The organism is Spiroplasma endosymbiont of Polydrusus formosus, assembly GCF_964263245.1.
In the GTDB taxonomy this organism is placed as follows: domain Bacteria; phylum Bacillota_I; class Bacilli_A; order Mycoplasmatales; family Mycoplasmataceae; genus Spiroplasma.
Genome location: NZ_OZ181656.1, coordinates 31,963 through 58,251, shown reverse-complemented (window position 1 = coordinate 58,251; position 26,289 = coordinate 31,963). Strand labels below are relative to the sequence as shown.

The following is a 26,289-nucleotide window of genomic DNA, read 5'->3' as shown; positions in this document are numbered from 1 at the left end:
CAAAAATGAATAAAAATACAGGTAAAATTACAAATTGAAAAGAATAAAAGTAACTTTATAAGACTACACCCCTATAAAAATTTAGTAAAATCTTTTTTTTATTTTACTTACTTTTTTGGGGTGTAGTCTTTAGCATTCTTTTGTTCATAACATATCCTCCTTTCAAAGATGTTATAATTATATTTATACAATGCTTATAATAATATTATTCAATAAATTGAAAATTTTCTTTGTTTTAATTTATGATATAATTATCATACTCAGTTTTGTGAAAGATATAGCAATTAACGTAAAAAAATATAAGAAAATAATAAAAAACTTGTTAAACAGCATTATAATTATTGAATAAAATTTAAAGATGAGTTATTTAAATATTTATTAGAAATAATTAAAATTGGAAAAATAAAAATATTTTATTACAACAATTGTCAAGCAGAGAAAGATGTTGATGATTTAAATATTTATGATCTTTTCTTTGGTTTTAATTTTGATAAAATTAATGTTGAAATGGAAAAAATTGATCATTTTATTGTTTAATTATGTAATTAATGTAATGAAATTAATGGTATTACCAATTAATATATTAAAGTTTTGCAAAATAATGTTGCTTGTGTTTATTGTAAAAAATTACTTTATCAAGATGATGAACATTTATTCTGAACAATAATTATTATTGTTCACGAGAGTGTTTGTGAAAATATTTGAATAAAACAATTAAGTAATGAAGTAAGTGGTGAGTACAAAAGTGTTATATAATAATAGATGACTAGATAAAATTGCTGAATTAGTTATAAAAATTCAGACATTATCTAATATTCCATATATTAATTGTGATAATTATAATTGTGAAAATCAATCATAAAATTTGCTTTTTATTAATTCATCATATGAAATTTTAGATGTTTTAATTAAAACAACATGTGGTCATGATATTGAAAAAGGAGTTACTTTTTCTAGCGTTGTTAATAATCATGGGCATAATTTTTAATTATTAGGCGAAACAATTACTGGATGTTGAGTTCATAAGGGTGAGACAACCTTATAGTCATCATTTAGATGAATCAAAAGCATTTGTTTGTTATCGATGTGATAACCTTAAAAAATTATGCGCATTGATAATGTTAATGTTTGTTAATTAAAATGTTTAAAACATTATTTAAATGCTCAAGTAAAGTAAATATTATGATTAAGAAAAATCGAACTAATTTTCGTTATTTAAAAGTAAATAAGTTCTTTATTACTTAATTAATTTTTGAATTATTCCTTTACTTACTAAATTATCCAAGATAAAATTATATATAGTAATTGATTTTAATTATAAAAGGGGTTTCATTTTATGCAGTCATATTATACAGAGCAAATTTTAAAATTAAAGCAACCAAGATTAAAAGAACCCTTAACGGAGTTAGAAATTAATGTTATTGTAACAGCTTTTAAGCATTTGGTTTGTAAAGTTAAAAAAGATTCGGTTGTAATTAAACACCACAAATTTGGTTATGAAATTTTTCGTAGCAAAGCGGATGATAAGTATTGATCATATGCAGTTACTTTTACTGAGCCTCTTAATCCATTAAAAATAATTTATAAACATCATTGAATTGGGAATGTTTTTATTGGTTATGGAAATTATACATTAGAAGAAACAATCGACCAAACTTTTAAAATGATGAAACAGGGACCAACCGCCCAAACCAATTTCCGCGATTATTTAGATAGTTGAGATGAAAAAAAAGAACGGATCTTTTTAACTTGAGAAGAAAAAGAATGACCTTTTGAAAAATATCAAAAGTTTCAACGATGATATGAAAAAAATAAGGTTAAAATTATGGCGAAACAAATTAGTGTTAAGGATGCTGAAGATTATAATAAAGAAGCTATTAACAAAACCGGTTTAGCAGTTTTATTAGGGAAAATGCAAGACCCACCAAAACGCCCTCGGGCAATGGCTGTAGTAATGCGGGAAACAATGGGAACAAAACAAAAATGGGATGATCCCAAAACTAAAAAATATTTAGTTGGTTTTATGTATGTTAATTAAAAGAGAAATAACACGACACTACGTATTGTCGCGAAATTAATTAGACCAAAAATTAACATATTAAATTATTAGAGAAATTAAAAAGAAAAAAATATCTGAAATAGTTTAATTTAGCCTTAATTGAAGATTAAAATATTATTTATGAAGTATTACAGCGTGATATTTTGGCTGAAATTTTAAAAACAAAAACAAATCACCTAAATTTAAAAAATCTGAATAGTGTTTTATTAAAAATATTTTCTGAGAAAATTTTAGCGAAATTAAGTAAAAGTAAAAACAACCAAAATATTATTTTGTTAGAAAACATTAAAGATCCTGGTAATTTAGGGACATTAATGCGAACTGTTTTTGTTTTGATTTTACTAATATTATTTTATATAATCACTATATTGACCTTTTTAGTGACAAAGTCTTATGAGCTAATCAAGGCCGTTATTTTAAAACGGCTATTTAAGAAATCAATTTAAATGAAATTAAAACATTACAATTAGAACAGTATAAAATAATTACAACGGGGTTAAAACAAGAAATAATTTTGTTGCAAGATTGTCGGTTTAATACAAATGAACGCCACATATTAGCCTTAGGAAATGAAGGGTGTGGTCTTTTCCAACTACTTTGCAAGCGATTAGTGATTATATAAAATGTCCAAATTAAAATTAATCCTCAGCTTGAATCATTAAATGATGCAGAAGCAGGAACAATTTTAATGTATGAAATTAATCGCCAGATGGGAGAGAGAAATAATGTTTAAGTTTAAGAATGCAAATTATATTACCTCAGCGGTTAATAAGGCGGGTTGAGTTAATGGCGATTTATTGGAAATTGCTTTTTTAGGAAAAAGTAATGTTGGTAAATCAAGTTTTTTAAATATGTTAACAAATCACCATCAATTAGCAAAAGTTTCGCAAACGCCCGGAAAGACAAGAATGTTAAATTTTTTTGCAATTAATAATAATCAATTTTACATTGTTGATGCTCCTGGCTATGGTTTTTCAAGATTGAACGATCAACATAATGCTGGTTTTGCCAAAATGATGGAGGAATATTTAACACAACGCAATAATTTAAAATTTGTTTGTCTATTAGTCGACTTGCGACACCCACCAACACAAGATGATTATGAAATGTATCAATATTTAAAACATTTTAATACTTTAATAGTTTTAATTGGAACAAAACTTGATAAGGTAAAAAAGAATGATATTCAAAAACAAGAAAAAATTATTAAAGCAAAATTTAATTTTGCTGATGGTGATTATTTTATTAAAACATCAAGTCGTAATAAAATTGCCCGCGATGAATGTTGAACATTATTTGCAAAATTATTAAATTTTAATGAATAATTTTTCATTAACAAAAGAAAAAGGCTTTTGACAGAAGATATTTAAAAAAATTTCGTTATTTTATCATACAATTTTTCTAATATTGGAGTTGCCACCGGTCTTTTATTTCAATTTTTATATATTAAAAAATGAGAATTTAAAAGTGTGCTCGTTTTAATAAGTACTAACAAAAAGTATTTACTATTTTTTAGTATATCTTTTTCTTTACGGTTTGAATATAAATTATTTCATTTAATAACATCTTGTATATATTCTTAATGTGAATTATATATTTTCTTATTTATTGTAGCTTTTTTAAGTAATGAATAAAAACTTTCTATAACAATATTATCTGCATAGTGGTAATTTTTCCTTATTGAAATTATAATACCGTTAGATAAACATTTATTTGTGATAAATAGCGAATTTATATTGATATCCGTGATCTGAGGTGAATTATTATGCCATTCAGATCTTTTTTTTATTAATTTTATTTTTTAATTGCATAATTTAAATTATCCATTACTAATTTATTGCCATTATATTTAGATCACTTTACATCAACTATTTCTTTAGTATATTAATCAATAATTGTTGATTGATAATATCTTTCTCTTTTTCAAATTAAATATGTTACATCAGTATATAGCATTAAAAACCTTGTTTTTATATCATTTAATTTACGATTAATTAAATCAAGATATTGCAATAAAATTTTTTATTTATTTATTATGTTTATACTTCATTTTTCTTCTCATTTTTCTTACATATTCAGGTTGTGTTTGATTATTACACATAATCCTTAAAAAATTTTTTTGAATTATATTTTATATTATAATCTTTCTTTAAATATTTAGTAATTCTTCGGTATCCAAATTGTTTTAAATTTTTTCATAGACTTTTACAATATCATTTATTTTTTATCTTTTTGCTACTGTCATAATTTTTATATTTATCTCAATAACTACGTTTTAACTCCGTTATTTCTAGTAATAATTTTATTGAATATTCACGACAATTTTGTTTAATAAAAGAGACGATTATTAATTTGTTTAATTGTAAAAGTCGTGGAGCTTTTTTAGTAACTCATACCTTGTTTTATAATATTATAAAACTATTTTGGTAAAAGATATTTTAGATCATTTAGGAATATCTAATTTCCTTTTTTATGATTTACTCATTAAGATCTTGCTGTATTTTCATTTATATTACATTGTTTTGCTGCTATTCAACAACTTTTTTGTTTAATTTCCTCAATGATTTTTGTTATAAATTATGATGTATATTTGTTATATTTTTGTTATTTTCTTGCCATATAAAATGCCCCCATATAAAAATTTAGCAAAATCTTTTTATTTTACTTACTTTTTGGGGTGCATTTTTATTTTACTCAGTCTTTTTATTTTATCATCACGACAGTAATTCTTTATTGTGTGTTATTTCTACTATTTAGTCCCGTAATTAAACAAAATTGATTTTTGAAAAGAAGTTTTAATGAATGATAAAAAAGTTTCGATCAAAACAATTATCGCAGAGTGTAATGTTGTAATTGGGACAGTATCACGTCATTTTAACATGGGAGCTATGTTAAAAAAAGTCAAGAAAACTAGATTATACATTATTTTGGGGTTTTTAATAAAATTAAGTAATTAGAAAAAATTATGATTAACTTATAAATAAATGATAACAAAATTTATAAAAAATTAAACTTTTTAAAAAACATAAATTTATTTGCATTATTAATAATATAGTATCTTTAAATTAAAAACTTTTATCATAAAAACAGATTTTTTACTGTTTTACCTACGCAAAATAAATGATATTTTTTATAAATCCTTTCAAATAAAGGTATTGTTCGATCAATAATGCAACTATCAAAATTAATATTTTAATGCTTAAATATTGATAACTCATCTATGGCACGAAGAATTAAAGAAAGTGTGAAAGAGATGGATTTACTCCTATTTATTTCTTTAATTCTCAGCAAGATTAATCCCTTGCGAAATGTCATAGCGCGGGGTTTTTTTATCTTGTTTTCATTAAAAGAGTGCTGTTAAATCAAAAAACAACATCGGACACTAAAAAAACAAGATGGTTGTAACTCCAAAAGGTTATTTTATTTATATAAAGTTGTGTAGGAATGGATGAAGCGTAATTAATAACTAGGTAATATAAACTATTTTTTGTTTATTCCCCCCGTATGGGGAGTAAACTCTGTCTAAATAACCCCCACACCCACACCCACAACATATATACATACACCACAGCCCGCCCGCTCACCACCAGAGTGAAGAGGACAGCGAAGTGAATAAATACTAAAATAAAATACATTATTTACTAAATATCAAAATATTAAACAACAAAGGAATTTTCTGTTTATTTAAAAAATAAATGAGAATAAAATATTATGCAATAATATAAAAATAAATATATCAATAAAAATTAAAATAAAATAACAACATCATTTAATTGAGTTATTTGCAAAGATGTTGGTTGTTGTATTTCTCATCATAAAAAGCATTATAATTTGCAATGTTTATAATTAGCAAAAATATATTTAAATTTATTTGAAGATAAATGATATTTTATTAATTCATATATGCAAAATTATAAAATTAATGATATTTTAGATTTGACTTCGGATTGTTTAATAATGTTACAAATTGATAAAAAAATCAAATACACCAAATTAAAATATATTATTACAATTGACCATGCTGGAATTGGACAAACTGGTATTGTTATTTATAATGTTTTGCAAAATAAAATAATTAATAACATTACTTTTAATTATAAAGATGAAGAATAAGCAATAAATAATATCTATTTAATATTAAACGAATTTAAAAAGCAAACCTGTTTTTATTTAAATAAAGTTCTTGTAATAATTAAGGTTGTAAACCTCATAGGGGATTAAAAATAAAAAACCATTATCTACTCCTTAAATTAATTGGTGGTTTAAAGTTTTATACAAATATCGATTTAATTTAAAATATATTTTACAATCACCAGTTGTTAAGAAAAATTATAGCTATAAAGGAAGTGTTAAAATGACAGAACACGAATAAGATGCTAAAAAATATTTACAATATTTTTTAGCAAAGGAAGTTGAAAAATGGTACAAACAAAAGTAATTTACCAAAAAAATCAATAATTAATAAACCTAAAACAAAAAATAAAAGAATTAATAAATTATAACTAACTGTTAGATTACATGAAAATCCAATTAAAACCAAAATTAAAGCCCTGGTTGCTGGTGGTGTTGAAGTTGATGATTGTTAAGCAAAATGTCAGTAAAATGGATTAAATTATTCAACATTATCAATATATAATCCACCAGTTGTATTTGATTTTTTAAAATTAAAAAAAGATGATGAGGTAAAAATTAAAGGCTCAATATTTAATCAGTTAAATTTAAAAACTAAACGATATTTTTTATCTTTTCGAGTCGATAGTTTTGAAATTATAAAAAAGGTGATTAGAGAAAGAACAAATACAAATATTAAAAAATAGGAGGAAAAATAATGGTATTAAAAATATGTAAAATATGTTCTTATAAATGAAAATAATGAACCTCTTAAAAATGAAGATAATAGTTTGGATATTAAAACTGCTGAAATTATTTTAGAAAATACTGCTGAAATTGAAGAATTTAATGTAAGTAATTTAGAAAATAACAATCAATAAATCAACTAAATACAAACAAAAAATACTGAATTAATTTCACAATTAGAACAACAAACGCTGCAATTAAAACAAATTGAAATTAATAATTTTAATAATTCTTTAACTGATAATGAGGAATTTAAAAATGTCTTATTAAAATCTTATGATATTAATGATGATATTGAAGTAATCAAAACACAATTGCAAAGTGTTTATGATAAATTAATTAAAGTACAAACCGTTAGTTAATACTGGTGATGTACCAAAAGTAGAAAACAAAGAAAACAATATTATCGATACAGACAATGTATTTAATAAATAGAAGGAAGGAATAAAAATATGGCACAAAATCCACAAAGAATATTTGGTGATATTGCTAACAAAGCAACACAAAAAGAGTGTTAAGCATTTGACCAATGATATTTACAAACTTATCAACAAAAATTTAGTTGAGAAGCATTATTTGCGTGAAAAGAAGCCAATAAATTTGGTTTAACATACAAGAAAAAGAAAAATATTCAATATAATGAAGGTCTAGGAAAAAATGGACAAATATTTAATACCGATGATAATTTATTAAAATACTCAACAGTTGAATTTGAAGATAGAACTGTTGAATTAGATACTATTTTAACTTTTGCTCGTAAATTAAACCCAATAGAAAGTGATTTTAACCCAATCTTTGAGCGGCTGATATTGAAAAAAAACAAGCAATGGATACCGAAGTTGCTTATAAACGCAATAAAATTTTAGAAATTATTAACAAAAACAAAGAAACAGTTACAACTATTCAAGGACAAAAAGCAGATGATACAAACGCTTTACAAATTCATGATGAAATTATGGATAAAGTATATGAAAACGTCTGTACCCCATCAGAAACGGTTGTTTTAGGTTAGGCCGATTTTATTCGTGGCATTCGCGTGATAAATTACAACTACAATTTGGAGTAAATGACCAAATAAACAGTGTAATTGCAACAAGCGGGGGCAATGAAAACTATTGAAAGAACAACATATTATATTGTTCATAAAAATTACCAATTATTAATAAAGATGGTTCAGAAAGAACAATTGAATTATTATCAAATGGTGTTAATATAATTGCCTTTAAATTTAGTAAAAAATATGACCCTCTTATTTTACACAAAAAAGGCCATACTCCGTTAAGAGTTGTGCGGCGGCATTAGGAACTGGCATGGGTAATACATTAATTATGGAAAGAGTTTTATATTTAGGGGGAGCAGTAGTTGAACATAAAGGAATTATTAAACATACATATGCAAAAATTGATATTAGTAAAATTAATAAATTAGATAAACTAACAATTCATGTTACAAACTCAACAAGTACAACACCAGAATAATTAAAACCACAATTTAAAGATGTTTTTAAAAAACAGTTAAAGCGGTAAATAGTTCTTTAACTAAAGGTGATTTTGATTACTTTTTTGAAAGTAAAGGTGAAGAATGATCAATTAATATTACAAATGATAAAATTGTTGAAGTTCAAATCGAAGGTAAAAACAACGCTACTGGTCAAACAAAGTCAATTGAAGTAGTAATTTAAAATTCTTAATAGTACTAAAAAATAGTACTTTTTAGTACTAAAAATGCCAATTGGAGCAAGCAAAACATCTATGATTTATGCTGTTTAAAAATACCAACGAGATTATCTACTAAACAACAATAAAAAGTTTTGGTTTACAATTATTAGAATTTTTAGGAATACAAGTTTTAACCCTTGGTTTATCGTTTTTAACTGGTGAGATTGCTTCGGATGTTGGATTAGAAACAAAATTATCTAATTTTGCCGCATCCTTTATCTCATTTGGAGTAGAAATAACAACTAATTTCGCGGTAAATCAAACACAATATATATATTGTTTGTGTGTGTGGGATAGTTTAAACCTCAGAAGTTACCCCGAAAAGCACCGCTTTAAATTTGGTTGCCTGCAATTGGTGTGGGGTTGGTAAATTAACGCGCGCGGCTCGAACAACTATAATTTTAAAATTAGCCAAAGAAACTAAATTACTGGAAAATTAGGGGTCATAACTACTAATAACTTAGAAGATGTTGTCAGACAAGTTGCGGGGCAAAAGGTTTTATCGGATAAATTAATATTTGATTTTACAAAGCGGGCTAATAATGAAACTTTATTATATACAATTGGAAAATTAGCCCGCAATGATTTTTATAAAGGTTTTAACGGTTATAAAATAAACACAATTAATAATTTATTAAAAATTGAAAAAAACATTCAAAAAATAAGTCCGACGTTAGTTCAAAAAATACCCCGCATAAATGAAAAAAACGCCAATAAATGACTATCTGAATACGAGTTAAATATTGATAAAATAAGCAAAATTAGTACTAATGAATGATATAACATTATGGCTAATCTTCATCAAAAAGGTGTTGGTAAAAACCTATTATTAAATGCTAATTTAATACATGGTAGCAAAATATATCATAATAAATTATTAAATATATTGCATCAAACACCAATTAAATTAAATAAAATTTAAATCATTTAAACCCAAATTTTTATCTTCAAAAAGTAACTAAAAATTATTAGCCCCAATTGAAAAACAAATAATTACGATTAAAAAAAAGTACTTAGTAAAATTACCGAACAAACTAAAAAAATATTATCTAAATTTGAAACTAAAGCTATTAAAAAGAGCTAATTATTACCTTTTGCTTATGGTTCTGATGTTTTTTAGCAGTAAAAATTACTCCTTTATCATTTGCGGGTGAAGTTGTTTTAACAATATATTATAAAAATCATAAAATATGATTCAATTGATGTTATGACAACGTTAATCAAAGCAGAACAGTTTATTTTAACAAAAGAACCATTTGTATATTATATTGCATAGTTAGTGATTTATTGGTTGGAATTAAAAAAAAGTTTGTTAAACTTAGTTTCTTTTGCCTCAATCGCTTATCAACAAGTAATAAAATATAGTTATAAAATATATCGAACAATTGCTAATATATTAAAATTGCAAGAACAATTGCAAAATAACTTTAATAAATATAAACTTGTACAAACACCAGAAGATAGCGCATTTATTAGTTTATTAGGTAATGGAATACCATTTAAAATATACAAGCAATTCAGAACAAATCAAGATTTAAGCAAAATAATTAAAACAAAAACAATGTCAAGTAGTAAAAAGTTTATCTTAAATAAAATCAAAACAAAAAGAAAGCAGTGATAAGGAGATAATTAAATATTAAATGAATTATGAGCAAATGTTACTTTGGAAAATTATAATAATTTTAATCCAATAACAGGAAAAATTATCCAAGTTCCCGTTCGTTATAATAAATTCTTTAAAGGTGATGTCGAATTATGATTTAAAACTTTTGCATTAAGAGCCCAAAATATAATTAATTAATATTTAAACTATCCATTTTTAAAATTAAAATTTGAAACATTTAAAGACCCGTTATTAAAAAATTTGTATTAATATGGTATTTATTACGGTTTAACATTGAACATTTAACCGGATTCCAATTGAATTATTTAATTCAGCAAATATGAGTGTTGGTGATATTAATCATTCTTCACAAAATGACCCGATGGCAACATGACAAGGTTTATTACCTACTTATGCAAAGTCACTTGCTAATTTAACAACTTTAAAGAAAATGTTTCGTACTTTTCAAGAAGAAGGCATTGATTTAATAATGATTGATTTAGAAGCATAATATAACCAGTTAGAAGTCGACGCATTACTAGATAAGGTTTTTATCGAAAAAATTAAAGATGATAAGCTTGAAAAATTAAAAGAAGAACTTTTAGAAGAATTAAAAAAATAATTGTTATACCAGATTGAGAAGAAGTTAATACTAGTAATTTTAGAACCGGTCAAAAATAATATAATATTCCTAATTTTGATAAAAAAATATATTTACATAATTTGAGCCTCAAGAAAAGACAATAAAGGAAATTTAAAAAGTCAAGGAATGTTTTTGCAAACAAGGCGTGGTTTTTTATACAAACAATAGGTGTTATATATGATCAAATAAGTACTAATAGTGCTTGTTTAACATTATCTATTAATACTGATGGATTGATTAATATTGAAGTTAATGGTCAAGCAACATTTAAACCTTTGGGATTTGTTTATTGAAAGAAAAAAGTAAGCTAGAAAGAAGATGTTTTTATGCCAAAAGTAGAATTTAAAGATGTAATTATGTTTTTGAAAATTTTTGGAGTTTTATCGTTGTTTTTAATTACAGGAATTATTATTTGTTTTATAGGACCAACTAAATTAGGGGTTGGTTGACCTACATATGTAATTATTGGTGCAATGCTTAATGGTTTTGGGGTAATTGTTTTAATTATTGAAACAATTAGATTTATCAAAACACATAAAAAAGAACAAAAACAAGATAGCATTGAAGATATTATTAAAAAAATACAAAATAAGGGGGTCTGACATAAACGGGATTGTTATCAGCAAAAAATAAATTAAAAAATAGTTATGATATTGATAGTTATTAGCTTAATTTAGCATCAACGATTACTAATCATAAAAATGATATTTTTCAAAAACATAATAAGATTTTAAAAAAATAATTTGTGAAGATAATGCTAATTTTTTAAATCCGTGTGATTTAGAAATTAGCATTTATAATCCTGTTACTAACCAAAAAAATAAACTATCAATTAATTAATAACTTTTTAAAAATGCAGGACTTTACTAATAAGAATTGATATAACGAATATAAAATCAATAAATATGGTAAAGGTGCCTATTTTATTTTTGCTAATAATTCAAAACTTAATTTTATTACGATTGATTTTTACAATGATCAGTATTATTAATTAGGTAATTTAGTGTTTTGTACTTTTTATTATGACCCTTATATTAAAATGATCAGAGTATTTTTATTACTGAAAAAATTTAAAATTGATGCTATAACTAAACAAGTTAAAGTTATTAGGACATTAAAAATAAAAATGTAGTACTATTACTGATTTATATATTAATGATGCTAAATAAAATAATTATACAACTTTACAAAGAGAAGAAATATTACCACTTAATTTTATTCCAATTGAAATTATTCCTAACAATCCTAATTTTGAACCTTCTGCTCGTTATGGCAAACAATTTGCTAGTATTTTAGATATTATTGCCGAAAAAATTATGTTAGACCCACTATTAAATAGTGGTAAATTTACCATTAACACTAATGGCGTTACTGGGGTGGTTGACCAAGAAATTAGTAAAATGTTGGTTTAATTTATTGAAAATGACTTGTTATTAATTGAAGGAGACCCCGATAGTAATTTTCAACCAGTCGATTATATTGCGGGTAATTTTAAAGGTGAACAACTAACTAAAATATATGATTGATTATTAACTAATTACTATAAAATAAATCGCCATCATGTACCATCTATTACAAAGGGACACAACAAACCCAAGCGGAAGTTGCCGCGGGTGTAAATATTAAAACAAACGCCCCTTATGAACAAATGATATATATTAGAGAAATTAAACTAACTGAGTTTATTATTAAGTTAATTAAATATGATAATACGATTTTAAACAGTAAAACATTTAATATTAAAAATATTGATGAGTTAATTATTGATGTTCGCTTACCAGTAAATGGTACTTTAAACAGACAACTAAAAAACAATGAAACTATTATCAATATTCCTAATAAAGAGCAAGAAGAACAAGCATAATGCTAAAACCGTCGAAAAAATGTTAGCACAATTAACAGAAAATGATGAACCGGTTGACTATTAAATTGATAGTATTCCTTTGGAATTTACAAGTCAATCACAATATAGCAACCCTGAATTAGAACAGTTGTTTACAGAAGATCGCGCGAGAACCTTGTATATTTATAAAATTAATAATTATTTGTTAAGACAAAGCAAAAACAAACCTTAAACTACTCTCAAAATAGTGTTAAAATCGGTTTTATTAATAAAGATGAATATATTAAAATAACTGGTTATGAAATTAGTGATTTTAATTTTAAATTACAAATACAACAAAAACACCACAATCCAAGATAATAGCACAAGTTATGTGATGATTGATGAAAAAGATATTTTAATTAATAATATTTCAAAAGAAGACAAAGAATTTCTAGAATCTTATGATTAAAAATCATATCTATTAATGAATCAATTTGCGAAAACAATAAAAATGAATGCTATATCATCGAAGAATATAAACGTCCTTATTCACCCGATGGTCTTGATATTATTAAATCTACTCATTTAGTTAAAATAACTGACTTTAAATGAAAAAATCAAAATAGCATTCATTTAGTTTTACAAAAATCATTGCCCGAAGATACAGTCTTTACTGGGATTGAAATTAAATACCCTAAAGCAATGTTATTTGGTAATGTTAAATGCTGGGGGTACTGTTGACGGTGTTTATTCTTATCCATCATCAATCGTTGAAAATGCTAGTTTAGTTCCTTTATTATCCATGCCCCTTGAAACTAATCCTAATGTACGAATATTTCAGTATTGATTTACCGAAAGTTTTTTACCATGAAGTATTGCCAAAAACTATATTCAAGGTTTTGATATTTTAAATTTAATAAATAAAAACGGTTTAGAAAAAGTTTTATTAAATTATTTAACATATCGTTATAATTATGATAGAAAATTTCAAGGAGCAAAATATGATCAAAATGGTAATCCTACTAATAAATCAGCTGAACTACGTCAAAAATTCGAAGGACAAAAACCAGAAGATGTCATTGATGGTTTATTTGAAAACTAAAAATTAGATAATTTTACATCTTTAAATGATAATTCTGTCAAAATATTTAAACAAATTATCTATATGCTATCAAATTATACATATAGTAAATATGCAATTAATAAGGGTTATAACGATGATGTTAAATTATTTTCCCTTATTATTTTGAATTAATTTCAAAACCAAATAGATTAGAAGAAGGATATTTTTATTTTTCAGATTGTGAAGTACGATTAAATTCATTATATTTTAATTTTACTAATGGTCCTGTTCCTATCTATAAATTATTGAAAACAAGTTTATCCAAGCCATAAACCATTTCAATAAGCAGATAATAATTATTATTATCATTAGTTGTACCACAACATACAACTAAATAAGAATATAATTATTATCTGCTGTACTAAAGTGTTTTTATTGTTGTGCTATTCATTCTAAAATACCATTTTTTGTATTTATTTTATTTTTTTATTTTAATTCTTTTAATTCTTCGGGTGAATATTGTTGTTTTTGTGTTATATCACAAACAACTAAATTTATTGTACTTGTTCCAATTAGAGTAATTGTTCCTAAAAGACTTAATATTTTTTCATATTTTTATCTCCTTTTTATAAAAAAAATAGAAATAATATTTTTATGTTAGAAATTTTTGTAATTAATTTTGGTTCTGCTTATTGTGTTAAAGTCATTTTGACTTTTCTATTAAAAGAAATACTGTTATCTTAATTAATATTAATTTAATCTGGTAATAAACTATATTTTTCTAATATTTTCATTGCTTCTTTAATTGATAAAGTAATTATTTGTTCTTCATTATTATCATCAATTATTTTAAAAATAATATTTCCGTTAATTTTTTGTTTTAAGTTTAACATAGTTTCAAAATTAATTTCTCGAACAGAATATTTAATTTATAATTTAGTTTTATGGTCAATTGATACTTCGCAATCATCTTCATTAAATGATTGTAAAATCATTTTTTGTTTTTGCTTATTTGTATTTTATAAATCAAAATTATCTGATAAAATATTTATAATTTAATAATTTTTATTATTTATATTTATAAAGTCACTTAATTTAATTTCATAATCAAGATTTATATTTCAACTATTTAATTTATTTTCTTAATTTATTTTAGTTAATCCTATTATAATTTGAAATTAAAGTTTTGATTTCGTACTATAATCACATTTAGGTACTTTGCGTTTTTGTGTATCTTTTGAAGAAATATTAATAAATGTTTTGTTAAAACACGGATATTTCAAATCAATGCTATTTAGCAAATTTTAATCTCTCGTAACTTCGGCATTTCAAAAACTTAAATTATTACTATTAATTTCTTTAATTTTTTTAATTTTATCAATAGAATAAAATTTTTTCTTTATAAAATCAAAATAGACTGCTTTTTTAATAAATCATTTAAATAAATATTATTAATTTCATCTTTATTTTTAATTTTATAATTAACAGTAACTTGACCACGATATTTTCCTTTTGTTGCTATAATCGTTGCTGATCTTGGTATTTGATTAATTATTTCCATTTTATTTAAATTTAAAAAATAATTATTTTCACGATTTAAATAATTTAAATTATTTAAAATTGTTTCATCATTATTATCTTTTATTTATTTTAAATTTAATTTTTTAATATTAGAATTTATTAATAATTTATTTTTTAAAAATCAAAAATCACTAATTGTAATACAGTAGATATTACCATTTTTATCAACTACACTTGAAATAATAGCATAAATAGTATTAATATTATTTTTTTCATTATTAAAAATATTATTATTAATTTTTGTGGTAATAATTTCATTATTTTTTAAAATACAATCACCATTATTAGCTGTATGAAAATAAACATTATCATTTTCATCAATTTTAATTAACAATACAAAATCAAGTCCGTTATTACAACTTATTTTGGTTGGCATAATTTTATCATGTTTTAAAATATAAATACCATTTTCTAAGTACTAAAATAAATATTATTATTACTATCGTTATTAATTGAAATAACCTGATCATTAATTATATTTATTTTTGTTGCTGTAATTTCATTTGTTTTTAATAAATAGGCCCCATTATTAATTATTCCAAAATAAATATTATCATTTTTATCAATAAATATAGAAGTTGCAATACCGTTTATTCATTTTATTTCTTGAAAAATATTATTATCGGGTAGAAATAAATATGATATATTATATGATAATAAAAAAATATTATTTTTAGAATTAATTGCAATTGAAAAAACTATCTAATATTTTTTTAATTTTGATATTATTGGTTTTTTCTTTAAAACATATAGATTATTTTTATTATGAAAATAAATATTATTTTTATTTTTATGAATAAAAGAAAAATTGTTAAATATTTTTCTTATTGATTTTAAGTCATTAATTTTCATTATATATATTTCAACTTTACCATTATCAAAGTAAATATCATCATTTTCATTATCTACTATAATAAATTCAATATAATTGGGTAATTGTAATATTTATGTTGCAGTTATTTCTCTTTGTTTTAAAATTCATATATTCTTTTTTCTTCTGCAACATAAATATTATTTTTATTATCTACTTCGATTTTATTAATATAATTTGGCTAACTTAATTATATTCCTTTTATTTTTTCTGCTGTTGTTTCCCTAGATTTTAAAACATAAATATTATTATTAGTTGTAAAATATAGGATATTTTTATTATTAATTTTTAACATAATAATATTATTAGAGATTTCAGTAATTTTAATCGGTGTTTTTTTCTTTTTTTAATAAAAAAATTCATTTTTTAGAATAAAAATAAACATTATCTTTACTATCAATAACAAAAACATTACTTTTTTCAATTATTTTTTCAATATAATTATCATTAAATTCTAAATAATCATTTAATGATAATTATTGTTTAGTATTTTCTAATTTTTCTTCTTTTTTATAATTACTTTTAGCAATAACATTGGGCATACTAGTTATGGTAATGGTTAATATACTTAATAAATTTAAAAGTTTTTTCATTTTGTATAATTTCCTTTCTTTATCTTGAAACTTTTTATCAAGATCTATTGACATTATATATATATATATATATATAAGCAATTTTTAAGCATATTTGAGAAAGGAAGTTATTTAAATGATTATTATTTGTGATTATATTGTATTAAATCTGGGCTCGCGGGATTTTCTATAGTTTGCGAAAAATGCTTTAAAGTTTAAAAAAATTTTTGCAATCATTTTCAAAATCCTTGGGAAAAATTCTAAGCGTTAAGCGAAGAATTTTATTAAAGGTTCCCAAATTTGTTTGAAAGAATCTCAAAACTTTTTTAACCTGTGAGTCACTTTATCACAAAAATTTAATAAAATCAACCGCTCGCCCAAAAACAAAATAGTTATAATCCCATTTTAAAACGATACGGATAAGAACCATAAAACAAAGCATTATATGGTCATGGTACATTTTTTACTATCGGGTGTTTGTTTTTCTATCGCTAAACCTTAATTCACTTACACACTTATCTAAAAATGGGAAGTTATCTAACATGCCATAGATTTTGCTTTGCACAAACATTTTTCTTATTCATATTACACGATTGATTATCCCTGCTTCTTTATTAAGTGATGTTTGGTGTTTTTTTGGCTTTAAACATTTTAATTTTATAACCTAAATAAGGGGCAATATCTTCTTGTAATTTTTGCATAAAGTCGTGGGCATTAATATCATAATGAAATGTGGTAAGCTTCAAATCCATCAAATTTATCAAAAGTATTAATTATTCATTGGCCGTAATATTCGACTATTTCATTTAAATTAATGATGTTTTTGGGGGTAATAACGTTTTCGACAATTAAATACTGATCATATTCATTATTTTCATTAATTTTATAACCACTAAATAAAAATACCGTATGATCAACACCACCATTAGCATAATCAACACCAATTGCATAGCTATCAAATTGATAATGCTTTGTATTTGAATTATAAAAATCTTGCAAGTTATATTATTGGATATATTTACGATAATTTCGTAAAACATAAATGCTCGGGTCATTATCGTTATATTCAAAACCATAATATTCTAATTAAAATAAATCGGGACGTTCTTCTTTATTTGCTAAAACAAGTTTTTGAAGAATATCCGGAATTTTGTTTCAAACAGCCCCCATTGTTAAACGCAAATTAAAAACACCTAAACCATTAAATGCTTGGTTATTTTCGGAATATACTTGATTGTGTTCTTTTAAAAGCGTTTTTATTCGTTCATTTAACGGTAAATACGGCGTGACAAATTTTTCATAAAAGACATGGTATTTATCAAAAGGATTAAAAGTAAATTGGTTAGCATATGTTTTATGAAAATATGTTGTTACGGTTTTATATTGTTTTGCTGTGTTATTTCATTCTTGAAATGTCCAAGATAATTCTTTGATAGGAATAGGATTATCTAAATTATATTGTTCGTTGCCATTTTCATCAGTATATTTTTCATAAGACACTTTTAAATTTTTAGAACGAAACATTGAAAATCTTAAATTATTATATCTTTTATCGAGTTATTTATCAGTTAAGATTTCTTTTTCTTCGGCATGGATCATTTCATCAGTTCAAGCTGAGATAATACCACTGCCTTTCCCGACTTTCCCCATAATTTTATTGCCATTCGCATATCCCGCAAAAGTAATGCGAATACCACTAGGAAAAACAATTTCACCACCCTCTTTAACATTTTTCGGTCAAAAATTAACCCCCGTTTCCATTATCAGGTTCGATATCAACCCCATATTTATCATATAAGTAATTATATAACAGACATTAAAAAAAATGGTATCACAAAATGTCGTATCTCTTCGTGGGTATTGGTGTATCTTCGTAAAATGATCAACGAATCATCGGTAAAATTACAAGCAAAAAATAATTTTTCCGCTAGATGATTCCGCGTTTTATTAGTCCCGCGTCCAACTGAAACAAATTTAAAAAAACAGGGTGAAGTAAAATATCGAGCATAACTATCACTCACAAAATCTTTAAATATTTTTCAATCAAAACCAAAATTATAGTCACTAAAATTGCAATTATATTTTTTATTTAAATGTTAATAATTATTAACTCGTTTTTTATTGTTAACTTTACTAAATTATTGCATATTTATTAATCTTTTTATTGTATATATAATACATTATAAGAAAAAATGAAGATAATTTGTATAAAAATGAAAAAATTATACACATGTAAAATTTGATGAACGAAGATTTTTTAAGGATTTATTGTTATCTGATGCTTGTAAAAGAAAAATGGTACGGTTAATTTGTCTGAAATAGCAATACAAATGGATCGCGAGATTAATACTGTTAAAAGAGAAATTAAGCAATTTAAAAAAATAGAAGATTATAAGCCATCAGATGTTCACAAAGATTATAAACAAAAGCGTAAAAAATGTATTTAAAAAATACCTGAATTTACAAAAAAGCAGTTAGATTTTATTAAAACAAGATTTAATAAATACCACGATACACCCGAACAATTGATTTATCGTTATTTTATAGAATTTGGTGTCAAATTTTCTGCTTATGTTAAAACATTATATAAATGAATCCGCTTAGGAAAATTAGGGTTAAGAAAAGAAAATTCGTTCCATCATGGTAAAAAATATAAAATAAAACAAAAACCTGATAATTGTGGAAAATTAATTAATTTTAAATCAATTTGAGATTTTAAAAATAAAGTTTATATTGTTGGTTGATTTCAAATGTATATAGCGATTGATAAAGATCATTAATATAGTTTGTGTTTGGTATTAGTTGAACGATCAAGTAATAATTACTTTGCAGTGAAATTTAAAAATCATACTGCTAATGAAGTTGTAACAAAATTTAAAGATATTGTTATAAGTAATAATTTAATTGGGAAAATTAAAGGAATAATAACAGATTGAGGCAAATAATTTAGTAACTGAAAAGAAATAAAAAAATTGCTTGTACTATGTTTGTTTTTGTGATGATGGAACACCTATTCAAAAACCACTAGTTGAAATAATTAATAGATATATTAGACATTGATTTCCTAAAGGAACATATTTTAATAATGTTAGTAAAAAAATGATAGATTTAGTAGTTAATGTTATAAATGATAAAATTCAATCGTATTTGAATTGAATAAGTGTAAAGGCAATGTTTTTACAAAATATTAAATAATTTATTAATTTTAAAAACTAATAAATTATTTTTAGCGTGCTTAAATATATTTAAAATAATATGAAATTACAAAAATTTATTTTTTTCTTTTTTTAAAAAATGTTTGCAATTTATTAAAAATATTTTATTATTAACTAAACAATATATAAATTTGCTGTTTGTATCTACACAACGCCAATTAAATAAAATTTAAAAATAAAAACTCTTATTTTTTTATGCGACTAATTTTTAATTTAAGAAATAATTTATAAATTTATTAATTTTGGCACACTAAAAAATAATTTTTTGATAGGTTACAATAAGTCTTGGCATTGAAGCAATTAACATATTAATAAATGTTTCTTTACAATATATTTTTGTGCCACACCTTTTAACAGTCTTAGTATAGTGTGGTATAACACTTTCTGTGTAACAACCAATATTATATTATAACGCTTGATTTTAAATTCCTTCTTTATTATTTTTAATTAATTCAATAGTTTATAATAAAAATTTTTTTTATTGTCAGTAACATAAGGTAAATAGCACATTAAAAAATCTAATAATGCTTCATAATTTCCGGTAAAAAATATATTTTTATTATTTTATAATTTAATTTATGAATTCGATTTTTCTTACAATTTGGAAATAATTATTTAAATTTTTTTACTAAATAAAATATATCTAAACTAGATGATACAGTATTATTTTTATATTTTTCTTTTATTGCTTTGTAAATTTTTTTAATTTGTTTTTCACCATCACTTAATAATAATAATTTAGATTTTTATTTAAAAAAGTTAAAAATAATGTATAGTTATAAATAGACAATCATATATAAAATAATTATTAGGGGGAATAGAAATGAAAAAACTGCTTAGCATTAGCACATTGGCGGCATTAATAATTGTATCAGCATCAAAAACAAGCTTAATAGCTTGTTCAAATAGTAATGTGGCTTATTATAATGAGTTTATGAATAGTGTAAAAAATAACGAAAGTTTTATTTTTATGGTTTCCGCCCAAAATTGTATTAACTGTGAAAATACAATTAGCACAACAATTGCTGATTTATATAATAAAAATGGTTATGGAAATAATAAATATGATAAATATTTAGCTGGTGATTTTGGTCAACAATTTTCCTTAAAAACTTATCCTATTAGCACGGAAGAACAAGAAAAAATTAAAAATACCCGTTTAATTATTACCGAAAATGCTAAAAATTATAATGGTGTTTGAAAAGAAAAATGAGCAATTAAAATTGGGGATTGAATTGTTACTCAAGAACAAAATGCCCATAAAATTAATGGTGAGATTGATAAAACAATTACCATTGATTCATTAGGATTAAACGGAACACCAACTTATGTTTATGTTAAAAATGGTAAATATGTTGGTTTTGAAACAAAGGAAATTGGAAACTTACAAACTGGTCCTGATAGTGATGAATGAATGACTCGTTTTATTAACCATACGGTCTTAGAAAATTGAGATGTTGACCACAACAAATGATAATCTTACCATTTAAAAATACTCAGTAATTACTGAGTATTTTTAAATTAATCATTGTTAAAATTTCATTGAAAATAATAAATAAATGATTATAAATAATTTGGTGGATATACATTTTGCGACGATCATTAATAATAATCAACACTTTTGTTATTAAATTAGTCTATAAAATCGGTGAATTTTTTAAAAAATAAATTTAATATTATCCAATGGTAAAGTTTTGTCGTTATGTTTCAAGACATTAAATAAATAAGTTTGGTCAGTATCAATCACAATTAAAATAATAAGATCAGTATTTGTTAATTTTTATAAAAACTTCTTGGCAATTAATTCCGCGGTTTGTGGGGTTGTCATATTAGTGTCGAATCCAATTGCTAATAATTAGTAATAAAAATTAATTAATAAATTGTATAATAAAGGATAAGATAGGAAAAAACAACTATTTTTAAAGGATTTGTTTTTTTTTTAAATAAAACAAATCCTTTAAAAGAGGTAATAATAATTAAACAACAACAAATTTGTGGTGTTAATGATTGCTATAAATCAATATCAATAATAATTACCAAAAGTTTTCATTAAATAAAGTTTTATGAACTTGTGAAAAAAATAAAGATTTATTAAATCAGACAAAAGATAAAAAACAAAAGCTATTTTATCAGAAACTAGAAAATTCAAAAATTATCTTTGATTGAGAAACTGGTTCTTTTAAACTTTGATTTTATAAAACAATTTAATGAATTTTGGGCAGTTATTTTAAATAATTAAGTGCTTCCATAAGAACATGAATTTAAACTCATTCCCACAGCCAGCCCCGATGCAAGTGCTGAAATAGTGTATTAGGAAATATATGTAAATCGACGATAGTTTATTAGAACTAAGTGATAGTTGTAATAAGTGCAAGGTCAACATCAAACCACAATAAATATTGAGATGATAACTTTATAAATAAATTTGGCGATAGATATTACTTTTTAGAAGTGGCAGCAGTTTTAAAAACCACAAAGCCAGCACCAGGCTCTTTAAAGTGCAAGTGAATTTATTTTAAAAACTGAACGTTTTGACCTGAAATGGCGCGGATGAAGAGAGAATTCTCTGGCTTTACCTTATAAAAACAACTGTCTATTATTTAATAATATACCGCCACCGCTTACCACCAGTGAAACGGATAGTATATTGAAAAAATATCAATTATATAACTACAATTTGTACCATCTGGTGTTTGTAAGAATTCGCATTAATTATCTTTTTCACTATCACCAACGGGTGCTTGTGCATATAATGCTTTTGTACGTTCATTAATTAGATAAACTTGGTTAGTTTTTTGTTTAATTGTTTTAGATTATATGTTTAATAAACTATATTGTTTGTTGTTTTACCATCCTTAGTTAAAACAGTACTTACTAATTTATCAGTTAATAAAGTAGTAAACCCTAGGCTAGTAGCATTTGCTCCAAAAATAACACCAACTTTATCATATTACCTTGTTCTCTAAATATTTCAAATGGTAAATAGCCTTTACCTTTTGAGTTTTCAGATCAAAAAGCATCATTATAAAAATTATAAATATTAGCATTTACAAAACCACTAAGTCATTGAAAATTAGGTCAAGTTTTTTCATCTTTATTAATTACTCATCATCATTGAATACCAAATGAAATAAAGTTTAAGAATTTACCAACTCCACCGGTTATTGTAAAAGGATTAAATACTAATTTTTGAGTATAGTTTAAAGATAATACAGTTAACTTAAGCAATTAATAAAATTATTCATATTTAAAAAATATCCCAAACATTACATGCACCCATTTTATTATATTCAATTTGAACTTGATCAACTGTATTATCAAATTCATCTTTTCTTCTAAAATACAATGATGCTTGAGTACTAATAATATTGTCAACTATACCACCGTTTGTTTTTATTTTGTTTGGTGGTGTTATTTTTCAATCTTTTGATCAATAAAATTTAGAATCCTTATCTTCTGTATGAATAATTGTGCCAACAGTGGGATTTGTTGCTGTTGAATTTGTTTTATCAGTTATAACAATAATTTAACTATTTTTTTGATTTAAAAAGTCATATTTACTCTCCGTATCTGTTTTTCAATCTTTATAACCAGTTATCATAATTGGTTGAATCCCTTGAATGTTATATAAACTTACTTTGGGTGAAGCATAAGTATTTACTTTGTCGTGTGGACAAGAATGATACATTCTATACATTAATAAATCACAATAATTAATTACTTTTTGATTAAATTGACCTTTTAATAATTGGTCGATCAATAACTGGCATATTAAAAAAGATCGGATTACCCATAAAATTTAACCGTCATTGATCTAACGCCGGGATCTTTAAATAAAATCTCATCTAATTTAACAATGCCTTTATTTAGTTTTTCATCATAAGTTATTTTAGGAAAACAATAACCTTCCCGGGGGCGCCTGATGTTTTAATAAATTGTTGCACCGATAAACCACTATTACTAATTTTGTTATTAATACTTGAAAAAGTATTTTCTTGTCATAAAAAACTACCATCATAAGGTTAATAATAATTAATAACATTTGATATATATAATCATTGTCTATCTTGGGGTGCATAATTAATATCACCACCACCAATATTTAAACCACGGTCATTAAATACAATTATAAAAATTATAATAATCATTAATATTTAATTTACTTGTATCTTCATCTAAACTTAATAAAGTGTATTGTCTTTCGGTTGATTGCTTGGTAAATACTTGTTAAAATTTAGCTTTCACAAATTGAATTGAACTTTTATCATCAACCATATAAGCATCTCAATATTTACCCAACCTTAACCTCTTTCGTATAAAAATTATCAGTTTTATTATCATTATTCATAAAATAACTTAATTTATATTTATTTAATAAATATAACATTATATTAATATCATAAATGTTTTCACCATCAATTAATTTTCAATAAACATTGCTATTTTCATCTTTTAATTTTATAACAAAAAGTATCTTGTTATTTGATCATAATTGAGTTAATTGGTTGTTTACTAAAATCATCAATTGTTAAGATGTTAATTTCTTCGCCTTTATATTTTTGTACTATTTTTAAACTATTTTGTCATTTAACAATCGTACTTTCCGTATTATCAAATATTCGTGAATAAATACCGTAATTACTTGGTTTTAACATTATTAGGTTTTCAACTTGTTTTATTATCGGGGATATACGAACTATAAACATTAAAAGAAAATACCATTTCAATGTCCATTATTTTTTATGTTTTCTCTTATATTTATTAAAGTATCGTGGCCTGTCTTCTTAATTATTCTATAATCCCTGGATTAATTCTACTCATTTTTTAATTATCCTTAATTTCTGTTCTACCTTGTAAAGCATTTTGATTATTACCAATTTCATCATATTACATTAATTTATTATTATGTTCGATCTCTTTGGCTTGCATTTTATCTTGTTATGCCTCTATTTTTTCAAAATATTTTGTTGCTTCTAATTCATCGATGTTGTCATATTCAATTATGGCTCTTATTGGTTCCATTGTACCATTATCTAATCTAGCAGTAATTAATTAATTTTGTCACATTTGGTCAACTAAACTAGCACTAATAAATCAAAACCATAAGGACGTTCGCCTGTGCCATCTCATAAACCATAATATTTTAAAACAGTACCAAACATTTTAGTATAATATTGCTTACGGTATGCTTGTAAATAGGCTTGTTTTTCTAAGTCTTTTGTTTTTAAGTTAATAATGATTGGGTTTTATTTTGATCACCATCTGATTTATCGTCAAATGGACTATAAAAATGACATGCTAAATATATTTTTTTTGTTCAATAATTGATTTTTGATCTTCGATATATGTTTATAATTTTGGTGTATATTGTTATACTACTTGTAAATATTGTGATGATGTCTCATCTAATGCCGTTTGACTTGATTGAATAAAAATATCATCAAAAATATTTTGATGATATTTTTATTTCCCATATTATAAGTAGCAAGTAAACTATCATCTAATTGACCATATCAATGCGTGTACGATATGCTCATCTTTCTTTCGATTTAATATTAAAATTATCTTCTAAATCAAATTGTAATTTATAACAATTTGCCATTGTAGATCAAGGGTTTAATGTAGTTGAAGTTAATAAAAATAAAGGATTAGGTTCATTTATCTTTTCTCAGAAAAGGTACTATACCTAATTTATTTTTAAATTATCGAACTAAAACAGGTCTAATATTATCTTTAATTTGTGTTTTACTTTGCCCAACAACTACATCGTTATTTTTTAGGTCAACCCTTAATAACTATTTTATCTTTGGTACAAATTAAATTTAAAATAAAACCACTATCTGGTTTATGATAATTTAATCAAATATCAGCATCTTGTTCAATTTCATTTATTTTACTTACGCGTGATATGAAGTTAAAATGGTTGATTAATAAATCAATATTTCCATCACTATTTTCTAATAAACCAAAAATAGTTTTACTCATTAAACTTGCTGTTAACTCATTTTTATCTAATTTTTTTATTTTATAAGTTTCATATCATCAATTTAATTTTTCTAAAATGTCTTTACGATGGAGACTTAAATAAAATATCTTTACCATTTATTAATCGCGTTTGATGGCTAGTAATAATATTTGCTAAATTAATTGTTCAATCATAATTATAAAATTTTAAAACACTATTAATATCATTTAAGTTTTATAAAATAAGGAAAGTATTATTCATGGTTATTTTTCTTCTTTAATTTTAAGATAAATGCATAATTAATAATATTTACTGTT

31 protein-coding genes and 1 pseudogene are annotated in these 26,289 nt (G+C 23.6%); 19 read left to right on the top strand and 13 right to left on the bottom strand.

What is annotated here, in order from left to right:
• Nucleotides 1-865: 865 nt before the first annotated feature.
• The 4 genes from ACE38S_RS00305 (at nucleotide 866) to yihA (ending at nucleotide 3,384) form a co-directional block, all read left to right on the top strand.
• Entirely contained in the window at nucleotides 866-988 is a 123-nt protein-coding gene (locus tag ACE38S_RS00305; protein ID WP_374695851.1) for a hypothetical protein, read from the top strand.
• Nucleotides 989-1,336: 348 nt separating this feature from the next.
• Nucleotides 1,337-2,038, top strand: a complete 702-nt coding sequence (locus ACE38S_RS00300) for a hypothetical protein (protein WP_374695850.1) — start codon at nucleotides 1,337-1,339, stop codon at nucleotides 2,036-2,038.
• 164 nt (nucleotides 2,039-2,202) lie between these two features.
• Nucleotides 2,203-2,505 carry a hypothetical protein gene (locus tag ACE38S_RS00295; protein WP_374695849.1) on the top strand — a complete coding sequence of 101 codons (303 nt, stop codon included), beginning with the start codon at nucleotides 2,203-2,205 and terminating at the stop codon, nucleotides 2,503-2,505.
• A 279-nt stretch (nucleotides 2,506-2,784) separates the two neighbouring features.
• Complete coding sequence (gene yihA, locus ACE38S_RS00290) at nucleotides 2,785-3,384, top strand: ribosome biogenesis GTP-binding protein YihA/YsxC (protein ID WP_374695848.1); 600 nt, start codon at nucleotides 2,785-2,787, stop codon at nucleotides 3,382-3,384.
• Between the two features lie 559 nt (nucleotides 3,385-3,943).
• Here yihA and ACE38S_RS00285 read toward each other — a convergent pair.
• Entirely contained in the window at nucleotides 3,944-4,072 is a 129-nt protein-coding gene (locus ACE38S_RS00285) for a hypothetical protein (protein ID WP_374695847.1), read from the bottom strand.
• Nucleotides 4,073-5,962: 1,890 nt separating this feature from the next.
• Between ACE38S_RS00285 and ACE38S_RS00280 the strand changes: the two genes are divergently transcribed.
• From ACE38S_RS00280 to ACE38S_RS00225, 12 genes are all read left to right on the top strand, one after another.
• On the top strand, nucleotides 5,963-6,172 hold the full coding sequence (locus ACE38S_RS00280; RefSeq protein ID WP_374695846.1) for a hypothetical protein: 210 nt from the start codon (nucleotides 5,963-5,965) through the stop codon (nucleotides 6,170-6,172).
• 1,570 nt (nucleotides 6,173-7,742) lie between these two features.
• Nucleotides 7,743-7,928, top strand: a complete 186-nt coding sequence (locus ACE38S_RS00275) for a hypothetical protein (RefSeq protein ID WP_374695845.1) — start codon at nucleotides 7,743-7,745, stop codon at nucleotides 7,926-7,928.
• A gap of 298 nt (nucleotides 7,929-8,226) precedes the next feature.
• Nucleotides 8,227-8,394, top strand: a complete 168-nt coding sequence (locus ACE38S_RS00270; RefSeq protein ID WP_374695844.1) for a hypothetical protein — start codon at nucleotides 8,227-8,229, stop codon at nucleotides 8,392-8,394.
• 1,027 nt (nucleotides 8,395-9,421) lie between these two features.
• Nucleotides 9,422-9,556: a hypothetical protein gene (locus ACE38S_RS00265; protein ID WP_374695843.1), complete on the top strand. Its 135-nt coding sequence runs from the start codon at nucleotides 9,422-9,424 to the stop codon at nucleotides 9,554-9,556.
• Between the two features lie 357 nt (nucleotides 9,557-9,913).
• Nucleotides 9,914-10,255 (top strand): hypothetical protein, encoded by a 342-nt coding sequence (locus ACE38S_RS00260; RefSeq protein ID WP_374695842.1) that lies wholly within the window; start codon nucleotides 9,914-9,916, stop codon nucleotides 10,253-10,255.
• 42 nt (nucleotides 10,256-10,297) lie between these two features.
• The gene (locus tag ACE38S_RS00255) at nucleotides 10,298-10,435 is read left to right on the top strand and encodes a hypothetical protein (RefSeq protein ID WP_374695841.1); all 138 of its coding nucleotides are present in this window, start codon (nucleotides 10,298-10,300) and stop codon (nucleotides 10,433-10,435) included.
• 142 nt (nucleotides 10,436-10,577) lie between these two features.
• Nucleotides 10,578-10,748 carry a hypothetical protein gene (locus ACE38S_RS00250; RefSeq protein ID WP_374695840.1) on the top strand — a complete coding sequence of 57 codons (171 nt, stop codon included), beginning with the start codon at nucleotides 10,578-10,580 and terminating at the stop codon, nucleotides 10,746-10,748.
• Between the two features lie 458 nt (nucleotides 10,749-11,206).
• Nucleotides 11,207-11,518, top strand: coding sequence for a hypothetical protein (locus tag ACE38S_RS00245; RefSeq protein WP_374695839.1), 312 nt, complete (start codon nucleotides 11,207-11,209; stop codon nucleotides 11,516-11,518).
• Between the two features lie 215 nt (nucleotides 11,519-11,733).
• Nucleotides 11,734-11,871, top strand: coding sequence for a hypothetical protein (locus tag ACE38S_RS00240; protein ID WP_374695838.1), 138 nt, complete (start codon nucleotides 11,734-11,736; stop codon nucleotides 11,869-11,871).
• 657 nt (nucleotides 11,872-12,528) lie between these two features.
• Nucleotides 12,529-12,744 (top strand): hypothetical protein, encoded by a 216-nt coding sequence (locus tag ACE38S_RS00235; protein ID WP_374695837.1) that lies wholly within the window; start codon nucleotides 12,529-12,531, stop codon nucleotides 12,742-12,744.
• A gap of 277 nt (nucleotides 12,745-13,021) precedes the next feature.
• Nucleotides 13,022-13,174 carry a hypothetical protein gene (locus ACE38S_RS00230; RefSeq protein WP_374695836.1) on the top strand — a complete coding sequence of 51 codons (153 nt, stop codon included), beginning with the start codon at nucleotides 13,022-13,024 and terminating at the stop codon, nucleotides 13,172-13,174.
• A gap of 246 nt (nucleotides 13,175-13,420) precedes the next feature.
• Entirely contained in the window at nucleotides 13,421-13,807 is a 387-nt protein-coding gene (locus tag ACE38S_RS00225) for a hypothetical protein (protein WP_374695835.1), read from the top strand.
• 716 nt (nucleotides 13,808-14,523) lie between these two features.
• Here ACE38S_RS00225 and ACE38S_RS00220 read toward each other — a convergent pair.
• The 8 genes from ACE38S_RS00220 to ACE38S_RS00185 form a co-directional block, all read right to left on the bottom strand.
• Nucleotides 14,524-14,661: a hypothetical protein gene (locus tag ACE38S_RS00220; RefSeq protein ID WP_374695834.1), complete on the bottom strand. Its 138-nt coding sequence runs from the start codon at nucleotides 14,659-14,661 to the stop codon at nucleotides 14,524-14,526.
• A gap of 506 nt (nucleotides 14,662-15,167) precedes the next feature.
• Nucleotides 15,168-15,329, bottom strand: coding sequence for a hypothetical protein (locus ACE38S_RS00215; RefSeq protein WP_374695833.1), 162 nt, complete (start codon nucleotides 15,327-15,329; stop codon nucleotides 15,168-15,170).
• 84 nt (nucleotides 15,330-15,413) lie between these two features.
• The gene (locus tag ACE38S_RS00210) at nucleotides 15,414-15,725 is read right to left on the bottom strand and encodes a hypothetical protein (RefSeq protein ID WP_374695832.1); all 312 of its coding nucleotides are present in this window, start codon (nucleotides 15,723-15,725) and stop codon (nucleotides 15,414-15,416) included.
• Between the two features lie 1,681 nt (nucleotides 15,726-17,406).
• Nucleotides 17,407-17,544, bottom strand: a complete 138-nt coding sequence (locus ACE38S_RS00205; RefSeq protein ID WP_374695831.1) for a hypothetical protein — start codon at nucleotides 17,542-17,544, stop codon at nucleotides 17,407-17,409.
• Nucleotides 17,507-17,791, bottom strand: a complete 285-nt coding sequence (locus ACE38S_RS00200) for a hypothetical protein (RefSeq protein WP_374695830.1) — start codon at nucleotides 17,789-17,791, stop codon at nucleotides 17,507-17,509. The genes ACE38S_RS00205 and ACE38S_RS00200 overlap by 38 nt, the downstream gene beginning before the upstream one ends.
• Before the next feature lie 87 nt (nucleotides 17,792-17,878).
• Nucleotides 17,879-18,316 (bottom strand): hypothetical protein, encoded by a 438-nt coding sequence (locus ACE38S_RS00195; protein WP_374695829.1) that lies wholly within the window; start codon nucleotides 18,314-18,316, stop codon nucleotides 17,879-17,881.
• A 33-nt stretch (nucleotides 18,317-18,349) separates the two neighbouring features.
• Nucleotides 18,350-18,553: a hypothetical protein gene (locus tag ACE38S_RS00190; RefSeq protein ID WP_374695828.1), complete on the bottom strand. Its 204-nt coding sequence runs from the start codon at nucleotides 18,551-18,553 to the stop codon at nucleotides 18,350-18,352.
• A 41-nt stretch (nucleotides 18,554-18,594) separates the two neighbouring features.
• Nucleotides 18,595-18,813 (bottom strand): hypothetical protein, encoded by a 219-nt coding sequence (locus ACE38S_RS00185; protein ID WP_374695827.1) that lies wholly within the window; start codon nucleotides 18,811-18,813, stop codon nucleotides 18,595-18,597.
• Between the two features lie 244 nt (nucleotides 18,814-19,057).
• On the opposite strand from ACE38S_RS00185, the pseudogene ACE38S_RS00180 reads away from it, so the two are divergent.
• The 3 genes and pseudogenes from ACE38S_RS00180 (at nucleotide 19,058) to ACE38S_RS00170 (ending at nucleotide 22,590) form a co-directional block, all read left to right on the top strand.
• Nucleotides 19,058-19,987 (top strand): annotated as a pseudogene (locus tag ACE38S_RS00180) (IS30 family transposase).
• A gap of 843 nt (nucleotides 19,988-20,830) precedes the next feature.
• On the top strand, nucleotides 20,831-21,484 hold the full coding sequence (locus ACE38S_RS00175) for a hypothetical protein (RefSeq protein WP_374695826.1): 654 nt from the start codon (nucleotides 20,831-20,833) through the stop codon (nucleotides 21,482-21,484).
• A gap of 875 nt (nucleotides 21,485-22,359) precedes the next feature.
• Nucleotides 22,360-22,590 carry a hypothetical protein gene (locus ACE38S_RS00170; RefSeq protein ID WP_374695825.1) on the top strand — a complete coding sequence of 77 codons (231 nt, stop codon included), beginning with the start codon at nucleotides 22,360-22,362 and terminating at the stop codon, nucleotides 22,588-22,590.
• A gap of 321 nt (nucleotides 22,591-22,911) precedes the next feature.
• Here the strand turns inward: ACE38S_RS00170 and ACE38S_RS00165 are convergent, their stop codons facing one another.
• The 4 genes from ACE38S_RS00165 to ACE38S_RS00150 all read right to left on the bottom strand — a co-directional run bounded on the left by ACE38S_RS00165 (nucleotide 22,912) and on the right by ACE38S_RS00150 (nucleotide 26,109).
• The gene (locus ACE38S_RS00165; RefSeq protein ID WP_374695824.1) at nucleotides 22,912-23,235 is read right to left on the bottom strand and encodes a hypothetical protein; all 324 of its coding nucleotides are present in this window, start codon (nucleotides 23,233-23,235) and stop codon (nucleotides 22,912-22,914) included.
• A 298-nt stretch (nucleotides 23,236-23,533) separates the two neighbouring features.
• Nucleotides 23,534-23,767 carry a hypothetical protein gene (locus tag ACE38S_RS00160; protein WP_374695823.1) on the bottom strand — a complete coding sequence of 78 codons (234 nt, stop codon included), beginning with the start codon at nucleotides 23,765-23,767 and terminating at the stop codon, nucleotides 23,534-23,536.
• A 718-nt stretch (nucleotides 23,768-24,485) separates the two neighbouring features.
• Nucleotides 24,486-24,662, bottom strand: a complete 177-nt coding sequence (locus ACE38S_RS00155; protein ID WP_374695822.1) for a hypothetical protein — start codon at nucleotides 24,660-24,662, stop codon at nucleotides 24,486-24,488.
• Between the two features lie 1,114 nt (nucleotides 24,663-25,776).
• A complete protein-coding gene (locus ACE38S_RS00150) occupies nucleotides 25,777-26,109 on the bottom strand; it encodes a hypothetical protein (RefSeq protein WP_374695821.1) in 333 nt (110 codons plus the stop codon).
• Nucleotides 26,110-26,289 lie beyond the last annotated feature (180 nt).